The organism is Gimesia aquarii (genome assembly GCF_007748195.1).
In the GTDB taxonomy this organism is placed as follows: Bacteria; Planctomycetota; Planctomycetia; order Planctomycetales; family Planctomycetaceae; genus Gimesia; species Gimesia aquarii.
In genome coordinates, this window is the sequence record NZ_CP037920.1 from 2516684 (window position 1) to 2533168 (window position 16485).

Genomic DNA, 16485 nt, shown 5'->3' on the forward strand with positions numbered 1-16485 from the left:
ATGGCTGTGAAATGGATCGGGTTTATTCTGGTTTGTATCAGTGTCTCTTCACTACCAGCTGCCGATCAACAACATCCAAACATTGTTGTGATTCTGGCTGATGATTTTGGCGTGGGAGATATCCGGGCACACTATCCCAAAAATAAGATTCCCACACCTTATCTGGATCGCCTTGTTCAGCAGGGAATCAGTTACACCGACGCGCACAGTGGATCCGCGGTTTGCACGCCGACTCGCTATGGTTTATTAACGGGTCGCTATAGTTGGCGGACACGCATGCAGGAATGGGTTGTTGCCGCTTATGAGCCACCTTTGATTACTGAGGATCGTCCGACACTTCCTGGGTTTCTCAAGGAACAAGGCTATCGCACCGCCTGTATCGGCAAATGGCACCTGGGTTGGAATTGGCCTGGGGCGCAGCCGAGTCGGATGACGGAAAAAAGAAATGGGCAGTGGAAACTTCAGTGGGATTTTACAAAACCGATCAAAGGAGGGCCGACTGCGCGCGGCTTTGATTATTATTTTGGAGTCGATCTTCCCAACCTTCCCCCATTTGCATTCATTGAAAATGATCGTCTTACTACTCAGCCAACTGCAGGCTTTCAATTAGACCACAGTGAAGGGATTGTTTTACCGAGAGGTTTTGTCGGTGCACCCACGGCACCCGGTTGGCGCATGCAAAAGATTCTTCCAGAAATTACGAAACGCGCGGTTCAATATGTGCATGACCAGGCGCAGCAAGCCTCGCCGTTCTTCCTTTATTTTTCTATGACTTCGCCCCACGAACCGGTTGTACCGTCGGCAAAGTTTCGTGGAAAAAGCGGAATTGCTCCGATAGCTGATTTTGTGATGGAGACAGATTGGTCTGCCGGTCAGGTGATAAAAGCCATTGATCAAGCGGGCATCGCCGAAAATACCATTGTGATTTTCACGGCAGATAACGGCCATTCACACTACACCGGTTGGGACGATCTGATTAATGCAGGCCATTTTCCCAGTGGTCCCTATCGAGGACATAAAGGAGACATTTGGGAAGGCGGGCATCGTGTTCCGCTTGTCGTGCGCTGGCCGAACCGTATCAAACCTGGTTCTGAGAGTCACCAAATGGTGTGTCTCACTGACTTGTTCGCCACTAATGCAGAAATTGTGGGAGCAGAATTACCCCCAGTCGGGGCAGAGGATAGTATGAGTTTTCTGCCCTCTTTACTCGGTAAGAAATCAGACCAACATCGCACATCACTTGTCAGCCACTCCAATCATGGGGAATTTGCCTATCGTGATGGTCCCTGGAAAATTGTCTTTAAAATGAGTGGCCGCAATCTTCAACAATCTCGGGGGAAACCAACTATTACCGAACTTTATCATTTGGATTCTGATATTGGTGAGCAGAAAAATTTAGTGAAACAACGTCCGAAAATTGTTGCGCAAATGACCGCTGATTTTCAAAAACTAATCGATCAAGGCAGTAGTCGTGCCGGTCAGATCAGTGCCAACGACACGCAGGTTCGTTTTGACACGATTCAGGAGCGACGTTGGGCTCCCGCTCAAAAATAATGACTCAGCCAGGTATGAACAGAGAATACAAAAGGGAAGGTCTTCTTTAAGTCGTCGGCTCATCTTCGGAATCGTCCTTAGAAATTCGAGTCCCTCGTTTTAAAGACTCTGTTCCAAATCGTTGGGCGATTTGATCTTTGACATGATCCAGACGAGAGTTTTTTTGCTGATCTGCTTCATCAAATAATGACCGCTGCTGTAATGGTCCGTTATCAAAGCCCGTAATACCGATTCCAATTAGTCTGATTGATAAAGTGCGCTGTGGGAGTCGATTTTCCAGTATGAATAATGCCGCTTCTTCAATCTCCCGGGTGATGTCTGTGGGTTGATTGATTGTCACGGCGCGCGTAAACGTGGAAAAGTCATCGTAGCGTATTTTGAGCTGAATCGTTTTGCCTCGTAATCCATTTTTGCGCAATCTACGGGCAACATCTTCAACTAGTTGAATTAACACCGTTTTCAGAATGTCTCGATCAGTGACATCTTGAGAAAAAGTCGTCTCGCGCGAAATCGATTTTGCGCGTCGTTCAGAAACAACAGGCCGCTCATCAATACCGCGTGAGAGTTCCCAAAGGTGTTGACCTTGTTCGCCAAATAGCTCGCCCAATAATTTCGAGTCAATGGCTCGCAATTGTGCAACGGTTTGAACGCCTAGCTTGTCAAACCGTTTGCTGGCTACTTTACCAATGCCCCACACACGAGAAATGGGTAAGGGGTCGAGAAAGTCTTGTATGGCGTTCGGTTGCACAATGACGAGTCCATCTGGTTTATCAAAATCACTGGCGATTTTTGCTAAAAATTTATTCGGCGCGACTCCTACCGAGGCAATCAGATTCAATTGCTGCTTTATTTCCTGTTTAATCGTGACCGCGATTTCTTGTCCGGTACCAAACAATAATTTGCTGCCGGTGACATCTAGAAACGCTTCATCAAGAGAAAGGGGTTCAACAAGTGGAGTGTATTTTCGAAAAATCTGTTGAATGGATTGTGAAATTTCAGCGTAAGCATTCATTCGGACCGGAAAATAGTGACCATGGGGGCAAAGCCTGCGGGCGGTTTTCATCGGCTGCGCACTGTGAACTCCGAATTCCCGCGCTGCATAATTGGCTGCCGAAACAACACCACGGTGATCGGAACGACCACCGACAATAATCGGTTGTCCTTTTAATTCCGGGTGATCCCGTTCTTCAATTGACGCATAAAACGCGTCCATATCAACATGCAAGATTGTGCGCATCGTATTATTCGGACATCAGTAAATTTAATTAACTTCACTTATAAAGAGTTCGCTTTGCAGTCTTTGTCAGTCTAACATTGATTTCTTATTACTCTTTTGAGGTGATTGCTATTTTCTGAAGTTTCATTTTAGCAAGGATCTCAGTAGAAACGTACTTAAAAGAATAGAACACAAAACAGATAGAAAAACTGCTTGATCTTTGCAAAGCGCTTTCTCTGTTCATTATAATGAGCAGGTCACGCTATATCTTCCTGCATTAAAATGATTCATTCACTTGGATCAACGTGCACAAATCTTCGTAGATAAGGAGTCTTCAGTGAGTAACCAAAAGCAGAATCGTCGTGATTTTATGAAAACAACCGCTGCTGCCGTCGCGGGTAGCAGTGTTCCATTCTGGTTTGATATCGACCCTGCGAGTGCATACAAATTCAAGGCAGCCAATGATCGCCCCGTTGTGGGATGTATTGGAACGGGTAGTCGCTGGAATGGCGTTGGTCCCAACGCTATGAAATATGGCGATGTGATTGCTGTTTGCGATGTCGATGCTGCTCACGCGAATAAAGCCCGTGACCGAGTGAAAGACATCCAGGGAAAAAAGGGGAATAACAAAGAAGTTGCTGTGTTTGAAGACTATCAAAAGGTGCTTGAAAATCCGGAAATTGACATCGTGACGATTGTCACAACCGATCATTGGCATACGAAAATTGCCATTGAAGCCATGAAAGCCGGTAAAGACGTTTACTGTGAAAAACCACTGACATTGACGATCGATGAAGGTAAGCAGATCATCAAGGCTTTGAAAGAAACGGGGCGCGTCTTTCAAGTTGGTACTCAGCAGCGTAGTGAGATGGGGCAGCGCTTTCTAAATGCATTGGCTATTATTAAAGAAGGTCGGCTGGGTAAAATCACCGATGTGGAATGTGTGATTGGTGGAATTAGTCCCAGTGGTCCGATTCCCGTTGCCGAAGTCCCCAAAACATTGAATTGGGAAAAATGGCTCGGACAGGCCCCGATGACGAACTATCGTTGGAAGCCTAAAGAAGGAGACAAAGGTAATCCCAAAACGCGTGCTCATTATGAATTCCGTTGGTGGTATGAATATTCCGGCGGAAAAATGACTGACTGGGGAGCACACCATGTTGATATTGCCCAGTGGGGGATTGGCATGGATGAATCTGGACCTACACAGGTAGTGCCGATTTCCGCAGTACATCCTGTTCCTCTGAAAGACGGGATGCCAACCAAGGATGACGCTTACAACGTTGCTTCAAAATTTGAAGTACAGTGCACATTCCCGAACGAAGTCAAAATGACGATTAAAAGTGATGGGCGTAATGGAATTCTCTTTACTGGTACGGAAGGCCGAATCTTCGTCAGCCGTGGTGATTTGACCGGTAAACCTGTCGAAGAACTTAAGAACAAGCCGCTTTCCAGTGATACGATCACCAAGCTCTATAAAGGGCGTAAACCTGGTGACCATATGCGTAATTTCTATGAATGTGTTGATGCACGGGAGCAACCCATTTCCGATGTCATGACACATCATCGTGCAATTACAACCTGTCATCTGGCTAACATCGCAATTCGCTTGAATCGTTCTCTGGAATGGGATCCTAAAACCGAGCAGATCATCGGCGATGATGAAGCCAACCAGTGGCAATCTCGCGAACAACGCAAAGGTTACGAAACCAACGCGTAACTGCTGTCTTTTAGATGTAGAAAAGCGCTCAGCCTGAAGGGAGTCATTTCCCTTCAGGTTTTTTTACGTTTACCGTCAGATGCAAAAGTTACCAGTATTTAGTTCATTTCGAAATTAAAAATAAAGAACTTTCGCACGGAGGTAATGGCCATCAGTTAAAGGCCTCACATCCAAAGGTGCACGCGCTCCCGTAATTCAGCGGGCAAATGTTTTTTAATGGCGTTCATCACCTGATTATCATGATAGCGAGTACTGAAATGCGCGAGAATGAGCAATTCATTTTGAAATCGATCCGCACGTTCGATGAGATCATCAAGGTGCATGTGACCGAATTTATGAATCTTTTCGCGGCGGTGTTCAGGACGATAAAAGGTCATTTCGGTGATCAAAACTTTTGACTGAAAGGATGTCTCGAAATGATCCAGGCCTGCAGGGGCGGTATCTCCAGTGTAACACACTAATGGGACACGAACCTCTTCGCTGACATCGACGCCCGACATACGGGCATCACGGATTTCCGTTTCCGGTTTACCGATGAACTCTGATTTTAATTTTTTGCGGCAATCCCAGACCTGGAATCCAAGCGAAGGCACTGTATGCTTTGTTCGAAAGGCTGTTACAACATGTTCTCTGGAAAGCTGGACCTCTTGCCCATCCTTAAGACCAACCAGTTCGCATTCCATACGCCCGCGATCCAATTGCTGCCAGCTTTTTAGCATATTCCAAACCGGATCCACTACTTCTTCGGGCAGATAAATAGTGGGAGGACTCATTTTCATCATACGTCGGCGCGCCACATAAGCGGGCAAGGCTGCCATGTGATCCAAATGTGCGTGCGAGATAAAAAAGGTCGAAGTCCCCATAAATGACCAGGGGCTTCCCCCCATGTCAAACCCCAGCTTGAGTTCGGGGACTCTCCAGTAACTCTGTACTGCAGCGCGCGAATACCCCTCAATTGTGAGTCCTTTATATTTCACGGATTGCAGAGGTAGATTTTCAAGCATGGGAGCTCTATAGCCGAATCATCAAGGAATTTAATATGGAGGAAGTCAGACTAACTCAATTTCGCTGACGAACCAAGAAATACACCGCCGTATTTCGAAAACCTTTCGATGTTCAGCGGTGAAAGCGTTCAAAAGAATGCATGGCAGACCGAAGGACACTTATTTCACCGGTATGGATCGGCCTGTCTGGATACTTTTGGCTTCGGCATAACAAATTTTCAGCGCATCTCTTGCGAGTGCTCCCGATAATGCCTCTGGTTCTTCCCCAGACTCAAGGGCATTTACGGCGGCCTGCAATTCCAGCGTAAAGGCGGCAAACCAGGCATCTCCTCCTTTTAGTTTCGGGTGTTGCAAGCGGCCCTTTTGAGTAATCAGTGTCAGAGGCTGGCTGACAACCCATTCTTTCTTTTTACCGACGCCCATTGTGCCAGCACCAAACAATACTGTGGCATCTTCAAAATAGAGTTCGTAGCCATGAGCAAATTCAAGACCACGTGCCGCAATACCTCCGCTCACACAACTAATTGCCAGGTTGGGTTCATCGTAATCATAGACAGTGTGAACATGATTGACATAACCCTGGTTTTCAATTCCCCGCGAAGTGACTTTTCGAGGGACACCGCACATCAGGCTGATCAGATGATTGTCATGAATATGCAGATCGATTCCCCAACCTCCCAGTTTCTGGAAGTCTTCTATATTTTCCGACCATTTCGGAGGTGCCATGACACGTCGGAAATGAGCGGCTAAAAGTTTTCCGTATTTATTACTCCGAACACATTCGACAGCGAACTGGAATTCGGGGAAAAAGGGGAGTACCTGGGCCACCATAAACTGTACGCCTGCTTTCTTAGCTGCATTTACCATTTTATTGGCTGCTTTGAGGTCGATGGCAATTGGTTTCTCAACAAGTGTATGTTTTCCTGCTCGGATAGAATCGAGGGCGACTTTCTCATGCATTTCTGTTGGCAAACAGATATCAACCAGGTCAATCTCAGGGTCGGCCAGCAAATCATGATAGTCTTTATATTGTTTGACTTTGGATAAATCTTCCTGTCCGCCACGTGGTCCAAAATTTCCCTCGATGCTGCTCCAGTCTCCCGCCAGTTTTTTGGAATCACGTGTTGCGATTGCCGTAACTTTGGCTCCTTTGAGTTTTTTTGCTCCTTCATAATGAGCCATTCCCATAAAACCAATACCGATAATCCCGATCCGAATCATAGCTTTCCCCTGCAGTTGCGGCAGACTTCTCAAGTTAATTTACACAATTGCTAAAGACTGACGATCAGCAATGAAATCGTCAAGCGGTCGCCAGCCCGTTTTCTTGCTTCTTTTTTTATCTTCTTAAATTTTAAAACCTGACCTTCTGGTGACTTCAATTTCTTCAATCGAAATAAAGTCATAAAGAAGGCTTTTGAGGGGTTAAGCTGCCGGCTTCCAGTATAGTGGAAACACCTGTTTGGACTTGTGATTTGATGGGTTTTTGCAATCAAAACAGGTATCTCCAGGACTGTTTTAGTGAAAGAAAGAGCCAGGCTGGTGCCTGTTTTTTGAGCAGGACCTGTTGTGCTTAAGTTTTGGGCACAAGTTAGGTTAATTTAGGTGGAATGGGAGTGTTTTGCCATGTGTTTTTTGGTCTCTCTTTAATTTTTCAGTCTGGGCTAGACACATTAAAACAAAAGGTGTTATCATACTGATGTCGACATCGTAGTGATGGCAGTTTTGGTGCAAATATGGTTGTTTTCATCAAACTGTCGAGATGAGTACTCTTGAACTACCCTCATCCTTAATTTGGCTTCAACCTTTCTGGAAAGGTTACAAGGAAGTGTGAGGGAACAGATAACGAAGGATTCGAAAAGAAATGCTTGTATTATCACGTAAGCCCGGTGAACGAATTCGAATTGGCGATGATGTAACTTTAACGATTGTTCGAATAGGCCCGAACTCAGTTAGGTTAGGGATTGACGCTCCTCGAAGCATGAGTATCGTGCGCGAAGAACTCTGTGTTAATTTTTCTGATTTGCCAGAGGCCAGTCACATGACAGAGAAAACTCCTTCGCCTTAATTTGAATTGCTGCTATTTCTTCCTATCTCAAGACCAAAGCCTTTCTTGATCGCTTATCCATTCGATCATGGTTTTCTCATTCATTAGTCGTTAATGCGCTCAATAAGAAAAACATTGCTAATGTGCGCTGATTCGCATTCACCAGATCTATCACCGGCTTTAGTTTGCCTGCATGCGGTTTTTCAGGGACGTGTGCAGGGGGTTGGCTTTCGTTATCGGACTTCAAAGCTTGCAAAGCAGCATCCCATCACCGGATTTGTTAAGAATATGTCTGATGGCACCGTGGAATTGGTGGCTCAAGCCAAAAATAAAGCAGATCTGGACCATTTTTTCGATGATATGATGTTGATGTTTGCAACCAATGTCACCGATGTATCGATTCAGGAAATCGATCCAGATTCTGCCATGCAGGACTTCAGGATCGCACGCTGATTGCTATACCATTGAGCAGATGGGGGTTAGCATGAATCTAATTTGGCAAATTTTAGCGGACGTAGGCGACAGATTAGGGAAAACGTGTCCCGAAATACCTTGCATTCTTTACTTTGACCACCTTTTTTCGGTAAAGTAGGGATTGCTTGAAATGCTTTGCAGGATTTCTTTTGATAGTTCAAATCTTCATCAGTTTCTGGAGGCAGCTCTCACTTTTTAAGAGTTCTGTTTCTCTGATGGAACATATTTTCAAATGAGACCTGTCAAGAGCTTGTCTCCTGTGGAGACTGAAATTGATTTGTTTTCAGAACTTCAAAAATAAATCCAACATCCGAAGCGGTCAGATTCGTACAATTCTTGAGTGATTCTGTACCCGTTTTGGCTTTGAAATGGCATCGCGTCTTATTTTATCAATTCATATTATTTAGTTGAGTGGTGGATGAACGATGGAAAACCTTTTGGTTTTTTCTGCTGAAAATGCTGACCTAACTGTGCAATGGTGGCTCACAGGAGCAGGGGTGTTGCTCTATTTCATTGCGTTATTTGGGGTGACGGCATATACCCAGTCAGGTGTTATTGCCAGAGCCACAACGAAAGAGGCAATTCGCCAGCCCGTGTTTTTACTTTTACTGTCGCTGGGTTTGGTTTTGCTTTTATTGAATACGTTCCTGCCATTCTTTTCGATGGGTGATGATGTCAAAATGTTGATGGACTGCGGCTTGGCTACGATTTTGATTTGTAGCCTACTTCTTGCAGTCTGGTCTGCCAGTACAAGTATTGCAGACGAGATTGAAGGCAAAACCGCAATGACATTGTTGTCCAAGCCCATTAACCGCCGTCAATTTATCGTGGGAAAATATCTAGGTATTCTGAAAGCCGTTGTTTGGCTAATGCTTCCTTTAGTGATTACCTTTCTGTTACTCGTTTATTTCAAGGTTGGGTATGATGCGAGAGAAGCTTCCAAAGACGTTCCGACGCACGCAGAAAAAATGGCTGCTGTCTGGCTGATTTTGCCGGGAATTCTTTTGATTTATATGGAAGTTGCTATCTTGACTGCAATCAGTGTTGCGATTTCCACTCGATTGCCGATGATGGTGAACATGATTGTTTGTTTTGGTGTCTACATCATTGGGCACCTGACACCAAACCTAGTCCAGGCCAAAGCAGAAGGGCTGGAGTTCGTAAAATTTACAGGTCAGCTGATCGCTACGATTCTGCCGAACCTTGATAACTTTAATGTCTCACCAGCGGTAGCAACTGGGACAATCGTTCCGCCAGTCTATATTGGTCATTCCGCTTTAAGCTGTCTGCTTTATTCCGGAATTGCGATTTTGGTTGCCTTTATCCTTTTTGAAGATCGTGACCTTGCCTGAACAACAGGGAACGCGCTTCATTTATTAGTAACTTCAAACAGATTCGGTGGGTCCTGTGTCAAATCGTCAGCCCAACGCATTCCATCGCGCATTTCCTGCGCGGGAATTCTTTCGTGGGTCGGCTAGATCAGTATTGTTCTGGTCACTTTTTAATGGCTTGTTGCTATCTCTGATACTGGTCGATTTGTTCCTCATTATTGACTTACTCAACCATCGAGGAAAAATTACTGTTCGTGGAGAACAAAATGTCCTGGCTCTTCAGGATATCAGATCCGTTGAAGCTCCTGTCATTGTCCCCGAGCAGGAAGCCAAACCAGAGAATGAGCTAGATGAGGCAGGAACAGATGAGGCCAAATCTGAAGAAGGGTCTCGAAAATCAGCAGAAATAGAAAAAGGCAATACTGAGACACCTGCTCCCGAAAATCCGAACTACCTTAATTTGACTGATACGGGGATTTTACCATCGGTGTGGTGGGTCCAAGTCAAATATCAGAATGGAATACTGAAGCAACTCTACCAACGTTTCCCTTTACTTCAGGAAAATCAGTCTGCCCTGTTTACCTTGATCCTTGTGGCATTAGTTCTGGCAAGTTTACGAGTTTTAATTCGTTGGAGATCCAGACAACTCAGCCTGAAGATTTCTCGTCATGTTTCAATGACGCTCCGAAGTATGATTCATCGACAAGCGCTTCGATTGGGACCGGGAGATTTATCAGGCAAAGAAACCGACCAGGCTTTCAATTTGTTTATTAAGGATGTCGAGGTTGTGGAGAATGGCGTTTTCCAATGGGTCTATCGCTTGTCTCAACATCCCGTCACACTCTTAATACTGTTTTTATTCGCGGTATCAATTGATTGGAGGCTCACCTTTCAATGTGTCATACCATTAGCGGCCGCCTGGTACTTTTTACTGCAGTACCGCAAAAATTATGAACTTCAACATGCCAAAACACTCGTATCAATTGAATCCGAATTGTCATTGTTAGCTGAAAACTTGCGAAGTACACGTTTGGTTCGTGGGTATGGAATGGAAACAGTAGAGCATGATCGTTTCCAGAAACATCTTGAAAAATATTCGGAGAACACGACCAATTTAAAACGAGTTGAAGGTTGGGTTCACCGCATTGCTCGCGGACTGGCGGTATTCTGCTCTTGCCTGGTGATATTTTTAGTAGGCTATAAAGTGCTGCTGAATCCAGAGAGTTTGCCGTTCTCTGCAGCGATTTTAATCGTGGGCATCTTTGCTTTTTTCTATTTGCCAGTCAACGGGCTCTATGAATTGATCGGAGTACGTACGGAAGCCAATATTGCTGCGAGTTCTGTATATCGATATCTCAACAAGATTCCCGAAGTGAGTCAGGCAGTCGGAGCCAAGTTCCTGGAGCCAGTGTCGCAGTCGCTTCAATTTGAAAATGTGAGCTATCGTTTATCCTCACAAGAGCCTGAAATTCTCAGTGGCTTTGATTTAAAGATTCCTGCAGGAACGACCACGGCTTTTGTCTCCCTTGAAGCACTCGCACCACGTGCAGCGAGTTACCTGATTCCACGATTCATAGAACCGAAGTCAGGACGGGTTCTAATGGATGGTGAAGACAGCGCCTGGGTGACCTTAGAATCGCTCAGAGCAGAAGCCATCTATGTTGGCGGAAACGACCTTTGTCTGACTGGAACGGTAAAAGAAAATATTCGATGTGGTGATGAACGTTATTCATTACAGGAAGTGATCGCTGCTTCAAAAGAGGCACACGCGCATCAATTCATCCAAAATTTACCACAAGGCTATGAGACTGCTTTAGGGCAGAATGGCGAAGAATTAACAATCGGTGAGTGCTTCCGTTTGGGGTTAGCAAGGGCTTTGTTAAGAAAGCCCGCTTTGTTAGTGATCGAAGAACCAGAGGGATCGCTCGACGAGGATACAAAAACACTCTTGGAAGATGCGTACTCACGAATTTTTCAGGACCGTACAATTTTTATTATTCCTTCTCGGATTACGACACTCCGCAATGCGGATCAAGTGGTATTGATACATGATGGAAAAGTGGAAGCGGTGGATACTCAGTCAAATTTGTTAAAGAAGTCAGCTTTGTATCGACATTGGGAATACACTCGATTTAATCAGTTCAGGCATTTGCAGGAACCTTCAAACGGACGTTGAGCCTAAGCATCAGTTATGGACATTCTTCATTCTCCTGTGGTCGAACAGGCGATCCGATTGGCCGCAATGGCCCACAAATCTCAAAAGCGAAAAGCATCAGGAATTCCATATATTTCGCATCCTATGAGTGTGTGCCTGATCTTAACAAAGGCTGGTTTTCATGATGAGGATATTCTCGCTGCTGCCGTCCTTCACGACGTCGTTGAAGATACAAACTTCACAATTGAGCAACTCACAGAGCATTTTTCTGAAGAAGTGATACAGTATGTCAGTGAAATGACAGAGCAAAAAGAGACAACCGAGGGAGAAAAGCGGAGTTGGCGTGAGCGTAAACAGGACCATATTGAAGTCATGCAACAGGCGACTCTGGGAGCGCGAGCAATTGAATTAGCGGATAAGCTGCATAATCTGGAAGCGATGCTGTTCGATTTACGATCAGAAGATATTGATGAATTTTGGAAACACTTTGGTGCCAGTCCGACTGAAATTATTCAATATTATCGTTCTATGATTGATGCGGCTGGGCAGTCGGACCAACAATTAGAAACCCTGGTACACAATTGTAATGCACGACTCGATGAATTGAAAAAATATCTTCCGTGAGCACTGCATTTGCGATACAACACCTTATGATAGTTTGGTAGAGTTTTGGGGTGACCTGTATTGCATATGGTAAGTCCGAACATCCAGAACTCTCGTGGGAAAATGTCCCCTTAATTTAGAGCAGATTGTCAATCGTAACTGGATGATAGCGTGAATAGTGGTTCGTCAATGCCGTTCAAAACGGAAGGTAAAGTGAACTATGAGGCAGCAGAAAAGAGAATATTCTAACAGTTTTCTCTGGTTTATGGATAATTGGATTGGACTGTTTTTTTTCGTCTTCTTCGCATTTGGTGTTATTGTCGGAGGCGCTCTTTATCTTGATTCTCGACTTGCAGAAATTGAAGATCATCTTCAATATGTTCCACCACGGAGCTATGAGCCACCCAATCTGAATGACTATCAAGCAGGAAATATCTCATTAGAGAAATTACCAATACGGCAATTGGTTTATGTCCCCTCTTATTCGCACATTTACTATCACGGTGGATCACCGTTGCTGCTTGAAACAACACTCAGTATTCGTAATATCGATCTTGATCAGCCGATTTACCTGAACTCGATTGAGTATTTCAATACTCAAGGCAAACTGGTTAAGAAGTATCTTGAGCAAAAGATAAAGTTAGCTCCTCTGCAAACGATTGAGTTCTTAGTCGAGGATCGCGATAGTTCTGGTGGATCTGGAGCCAATTTCCTTGTCGAATGGTTTTCGGAGAGCGAAGTTAACAAACCAATCATAGAAACGGTAATGATTGGGACGTCTGGATCGCAGGCGATCAGTTTTACAAGAACGGGAGCCGATATTTCATCCTCAAATGGTAGAAGCACCCGGTCAAAATAGTGTTTTAGATTATAGTGACTTACCACTCGAATACTGATATGTGCTGCTAGAATCGGCTTACATAAATCAATGGCGCAATTGCTTCATCTCTGATTATGCGTAGTCTCAAAAGTCGACGATTCTGAATCTTTTGGCCGTGTCTCACTGGATTTTGTATCGAGGGAGTTTTGCAAAAACGGTTTTAGTTTAACCTGCTTGTCGTCCGCATTGATGATCCAAACCTGTCGATCTGAGAAATACTCTCTGAGTTTCTTGTTTGATTCCTCGTCTAAAACATGTGCCCAAACAACTTCAGCATCATCAATGTTTGCACGATTATAAATCCATTCGAAATGAGGATCATGATCGTCCGAGTATTTGACAAAAACAAGGTCTTTCTTCTGATTCTGTTTCAATTGTTCAATCAGTTCTGATCGCTGTAATGCTATTGGATATTGAGCAGGGAGCTCTGGTGTCGACGTGAAAAGCCAAATCTTGGTAAAGCTCATAGCAACAAAGATTAAACCCAGGCCAAATACTAATACCGGTCCCTGATTACGATCTTGCCACCAGGCAACACGCCATTGGCGTGCACCTTGAATCAAAATGAAAAAAACAAGAGGAATCACTGGAGCCAGATAATGAGGTTGAAAAAAAGTCGCTCCAAACAGATCAATGAAACTGATCAACAACACGATTGTCACTGCAATGCATCCCCAACGCTCTTTGACAATCCAGGGGATTATGAGTAAGAAAACACCCAAAGGGAAAACGATCAAGTTGCCGAGAAGTCTCGATATTTTTATTGAAACAGTATCCCAATACCCGCTCAGTTCCTGTTGCCTCTGGTACATCTCATATGACCATTCGGATTGGAATTTTCTCAAATGCGGGTTGGCGACATTTGCATCACGTGGTGTTCCCCAAAGAAAAAGTGGGGTTTGAGAATAGGTTTCTTCATGCACTTGATAAGGAAAGCGAAAGATGCTTCCTGTGACTTGATCGTTATAAAACGCAATGATTCCTACGATACATAAAGATGTAAATCCCAGGGGAAAGAGGACGAAGCGAACTAATACCATTTTGGAAAATTCTGTTTGTTTTATCATCCAGATCACTAAGATCACCGCTGCTGAAACAGCGGCCAGAAACCCTTCAAAAGGACGACTCACAGAAAGAATCAATATTCCTGTTCCCAATATTAATGCGGTCCCTGAATGAGGGTGTTTTATTAGACGGCGTAAAGCGCCAAACAACAAAGCCCCACCCAGCATCGCAACTGCCCCACCCCAATAATTTTGTCCCCAAAGTAGAATGATGGGGTGGAGGGCTGACAATAAACCACCGGCGAATGCCCATCGAGGGGGAACCCAGGCATGGAGCATCCAGCAAATGGCAGCGCACGCGAGTGCGACACTCAACCAGGCTCCAACAATAGGGCGTCCCGTCAGTACTTGACCGAGAGCGAGAAACAGACCCTGGCCGACAGGATATTTGGAAGCATACGTTGGTTGATGAATTATGTGAAATGACTCAAAGTGCTTCCAGAAGGGGTGTGTGGGATTTGTCAATCTCCCCTGTGAAATCGTATCGGCAGCGAGCAAGTAGCTAAACTCATCATGAATTCGGGGGATTGGTTTTTTGAAGCTTGAAATACACGCCGAAAGTAAAAAGCTGAGCAGGAAGACCGTTATAACTGATGTTACAGGAGAACTAAATGTTTGAAATACCCTCCGAAAGCGATTTAAAATCTTGAATCGCACAAACCGATTGGGGACCACTCTCGTGAGAAGTAACAATGCGGCTAGAACATAGCAGGTTAATAAAATCAAAGTTGTTTTCATGGAGCATAACCTGATCAGACATGCAAGGTAGTGCTTGAGTCTGTTACTCAATATCGACAGCTCAGTCCAATCAAGACATTTTAACCTTAGATCTTAGACTTCTTTCCACTTCGAGATTTTCAGAATTCGAGCATTTTCTTTGACCATACCCCTTAATGATCCTATTATGAAATAGGCGGTATATGAAGTACAAGCAGATTATCTAAGCGAACAGAGCCTTCGTTTCTAAGACTAATGGGTATTTAGAAGAGCCGATTCTAACGAGAATGAGTTGTAAACTATGAATGAGAAATGGCTTACAATCGTCATTCCTGCATTAAATGAAGAAGATGCGATTGGATCTACAATCTCTCGAAGCCTCGAAGCTAGAGAGGAGATTTGTCAGGCAGCTGACTTAGATGGTGTAGAAATTATAGTTGTCAGTGACGGATCAACAGACAAGACAGCTGAAATTGCTCAAAGCTTCGATGATGTGCAAGTTATCGTTTTTGACGATAATCAGGGATATGGGGCCGCCATCAAAGAAGGTTGGAGACGCGGGCGTGGAGATCTGGTCGGATTCCTCGATGCAGACGGAACCTGTGATCCACGCTTTTTTGCTAACTTATGCAAGACCGCGCAAGACGAAAATGCTGATATCACACTTGGCTCGCGGTTGGGAGCAGATTCACAAATGCCGGCAATCCGCAAAGCGGGTAACCGGATGTTTGCATTCCTGCTAGGCTTATTATGTGGCAGAAAAGTGACGGATACAGCCAGCGGTATGCGGGTTGTACGTCGCTCGGCACTGAAACACCTTTATCCACTCCCTGATGGATTACATTTCACCCCGGCGATGAGTGCGCGCGCCTTAATGAACGATTTACGGATTATAGAAATCCCGATGAAATATGAAGAACGGATCGGGGAAAGTAAACTGAGCGCGCTTTGGGACGGGTTTCGATTTCTCAGAGCAATCGGTGAAGGGGTTCTGTGCTATCGGCCCGAAAAGATTTTCTTGACAGGCTTTTCTATTTGTATGTTATTCATACTGGTCCTGGCGGCCTACCCAACAGAGTTTTACTTTCAAAACCAGAGACTTGAAGAATGGATGATCTATCGGTTTGTGGTTTGTCAGTTCATTGGTTCATTGGGAATTACGTTATTACTTGCTTCAGCGCTTGCAAATCGGATGGCTTTACTCAGTTCACGTCGTGATGAATCGATTGGCTTCTGGTCATCGGTTGTTGCCAGTCTGTTTACCGGTAAATCTCTTTTTGTAATGGTGACTCTCTTTAGCGGATTGAGCATCGGATTTTTATGGCCAGGAATCGTTGAGTTTGCAACTTCGGGCAAGATTACTTTGCATTGGTCACGTTTAATTGCAGGAGCATTTACTCTTTTCACTGTGATGCAAGCACTGATCTTTTTTGTACTCATGAAAGTAGTTGCGATTTGGAGCATTGAACAACTTTCCATAGAAAAAAGCACTTTTGATCCAACTCAGAAAGAATCTCTTGAAATTTTGAATAAGAAACATCAAAAACTCACTTCCATGGCAGAGACTTCACAACAGCTAATGAAGTGAAATTGCTCTACAAATCCATTTCTAAACGTTACCGGGTTGATGTCATAAGATCCGTTCAAAATAGATCCTGCCATTGCGAATAAGAAGTACTAATATAAGTCAGTCGTTGAGTCAGATTCTTCGTTTCTATTCTAA

Annotated in this window: 13 protein-coding genes; 9 read left to right on the forward strand and 4 right to left on the reverse strand. The window is 44.5% G+C overall.

Annotated features, from left to right (window positions below):
* On the forward strand, positions 1-1554 hold the full coding sequence (locus V144x_RS10100) for a sulfatase family protein (RefSeq protein ID WP_144985044.1): 1554 nt from the start codon (positions 1-3) through the stop codon (positions 1552-1554).
* A 46-nt stretch (positions 1555-1600) separates the two neighbouring features.
* Here V144x_RS10100 and dinB read toward each other — a convergent pair whose 3' ends face one another.
* Entirely contained in the window at positions 1601-2791 is a 1191-nt protein-coding gene (gene dinB, locus V144x_RS10105) for a DNA polymerase IV (protein WP_144985045.1), read from the reverse strand.
* A gap of 316 nt (positions 2792-3107) precedes the next feature.
* On the opposite strand from dinB, the gene V144x_RS10110 reads away from it, so the two are divergent.
* Positions 3108-4490, forward strand: a complete 1383-nt coding sequence (locus V144x_RS10110) for a Gfo/Idh/MocA family protein (RefSeq protein ID WP_197998853.1) — start codon at positions 3108-3110, stop codon at positions 4488-4490.
* Positions 4491-4654: 164 nt separating this feature from the next.
* Here V144x_RS10110 and V144x_RS10115 read toward each other — a convergent pair whose 3' ends face one another.
* Positions 4655-5494: an MBL fold metallo-hydrolase gene (locus V144x_RS10115; protein WP_144985046.1), complete on the reverse strand. Its 840-nt coding sequence runs from the start codon at positions 5492-5494 to the stop codon at positions 4655-4657.
* Positions 5495-5653: 159 nt separating this feature from the next.
* Complete coding sequence (locus V144x_RS10120) at positions 5654-6715, reverse strand: Gfo/Idh/MocA family protein (RefSeq protein WP_144985047.1); 1062 nt, start codon at positions 6713-6715, stop codon at positions 5654-5656.
* A 640-nt stretch (positions 6716-7355) separates the two neighbouring features.
* On the opposite strand from V144x_RS10120, the gene V144x_RS10125 reads away from it, so the two are divergent.
* The 6 genes from V144x_RS10125 (at position 7356) to V144x_RS10150 (ending at position 12960) form a co-directional block, all read left to right on the forward strand.
* Positions 7356-7559 (forward strand): carbon storage regulator, encoded by a 204-nt coding sequence (locus V144x_RS10125; protein ID WP_144985048.1) that lies wholly within the window; start codon positions 7356-7358, stop codon positions 7557-7559.
* A 120-nt stretch (positions 7560-7679) separates the two neighbouring features.
* A complete protein-coding gene (locus tag V144x_RS10130) occupies positions 7680-7991 on the forward strand; it encodes an acylphosphatase (RefSeq protein ID WP_197998854.1) in 312 nt (103 codons plus the stop codon).
* A gap of 446 nt (positions 7992-8437) precedes the next feature.
* The gene (locus V144x_RS10135) at positions 8438-9364 is read left to right on the forward strand and encodes an ABC transporter permease (protein ID WP_144985050.1); all 927 of its coding nucleotides are present in this window, start codon (positions 8438-8440) and stop codon (positions 9362-9364) included.
* A 55-nt stretch (positions 9365-9419) separates the two neighbouring features.
* A complete protein-coding gene (locus tag V144x_RS10140) occupies positions 9420-11519 on the forward strand; it encodes an ABC transporter ATP-binding protein (RefSeq protein ID WP_197998855.1) in 2100 nt (699 codons plus the stop codon).
* Positions 11520-11534: 15 nt separating this feature from the next.
* Positions 11535-12122: an HD domain-containing protein gene (locus V144x_RS10145; RefSeq protein WP_144985052.1), complete on the forward strand. Its 588-nt coding sequence runs from the start codon at positions 11535-11537 to the stop codon at positions 12120-12122.
* Between the two features lie 199 nt (positions 12123-12321).
* Positions 12322-12960 (forward strand): DUF3124 domain-containing protein, encoded by a 639-nt coding sequence (locus V144x_RS10150; protein ID WP_144985053.1) that lies wholly within the window; start codon positions 12322-12324, stop codon positions 12958-12960.
* A gap of 83 nt (positions 12961-13043) precedes the next feature.
* On the opposite strand, the gene V144x_RS10155 is transcribed toward V144x_RS10150, so the two are convergent.
* Positions 13044-14783, reverse strand: a complete 1740-nt coding sequence (locus V144x_RS10155; protein WP_144985054.1) for a ZIP family metal transporter — start codon at positions 14781-14783, stop codon at positions 13044-13046.
* Positions 14784-15063: 280 nt separating this feature from the next.
* On the opposite strand from V144x_RS10155, the gene V144x_RS10160 reads away from it, so the two are divergent.
* Positions 15064-16350 (forward strand): glycosyltransferase family 2 protein, encoded by a 1287-nt coding sequence (locus V144x_RS10160; RefSeq protein ID WP_144985055.1) that lies wholly within the window; start codon positions 15064-15066, stop codon positions 16348-16350.
* The last annotated feature ends 135 nt before the right edge of the window (positions 16351-16485 follow it).

What these genes read in the sequence shown, in the direction of transcription:
- V144x_RS10130 (WP_197998854.1), top strand. Translation starts at nt 7,680, where the DNA reads ATGTGCGCTGATTCGCATTCACCAGATCTATCACCGGCTTTAGTTTGC.
- V144x_RS10125 (WP_144985048.1), top strand. Translation starts at nt 7,356, where the DNA reads ATGCTTGTATTATCACGTAAGCCCGGTGAACGAATTCGAATTGGCGAT.
- V144x_RS10115 (WP_144985046.1), bottom strand. Translation starts at nt 5,494, where the DNA reads ATGCTTGAAAATCTACCTCTGCAATCCGTGAAATATAAAGGACTCACA.
- V144x_RS10155 (WP_144985054.1), bottom strand. Translation starts at nt 14,783, where the DNA reads ATGAAAACAACTTTGATTTTATTAACCTGCTATGTTCTAGCCGCATTG.
- V144x_RS10135 (WP_144985050.1), top strand. Translation starts at nt 8,438, where the DNA reads ATGGAAAACCTTTTGGTTTTTTCTGCTGAAAATGCTGACCTAACTGTG.
- V144x_RS10145 (WP_144985052.1), top strand. Translation starts at nt 11,535, where the DNA reads ATGGACATTCTTCATTCTCCTGTGGTCGAACAGGCGATCCGATTGGCC.
- V144x_RS10150 (WP_144985053.1), top strand. Translation starts at nt 12,322, where the DNA reads ATGAGGCAGCAGAAAAGAGAATATTCTAACAGTTTTCTCTGGTTTATG.
- V144x_RS10160 (WP_144985055.1), top strand. Translation starts at nt 15,064, where the DNA reads ATGAATGAGAAATGGCTTACAATCGTCATTCCTGCATTAAATGAAGAA.
- V144x_RS10100 (WP_144985044.1), top strand. Translation starts at nt 1, where the DNA reads ATGGCTGTGAAATGGATCGGGTTTATTCTGGTTTGTATCAGTGTCTCT.
- V144x_RS10120 (WP_144985047.1), bottom strand. Translation starts at nt 6,715, where the DNA reads ATGATTCGGATCGGGATTATCGGTATTGGTTTTATGGGAATGGCTCAT.
- dinB (WP_144985045.1), bottom strand. Translation starts at nt 2,791, where the DNA reads ATGCGCACAATCTTGCATGTTGATATGGACGCGTTTTATGCGTCAATT.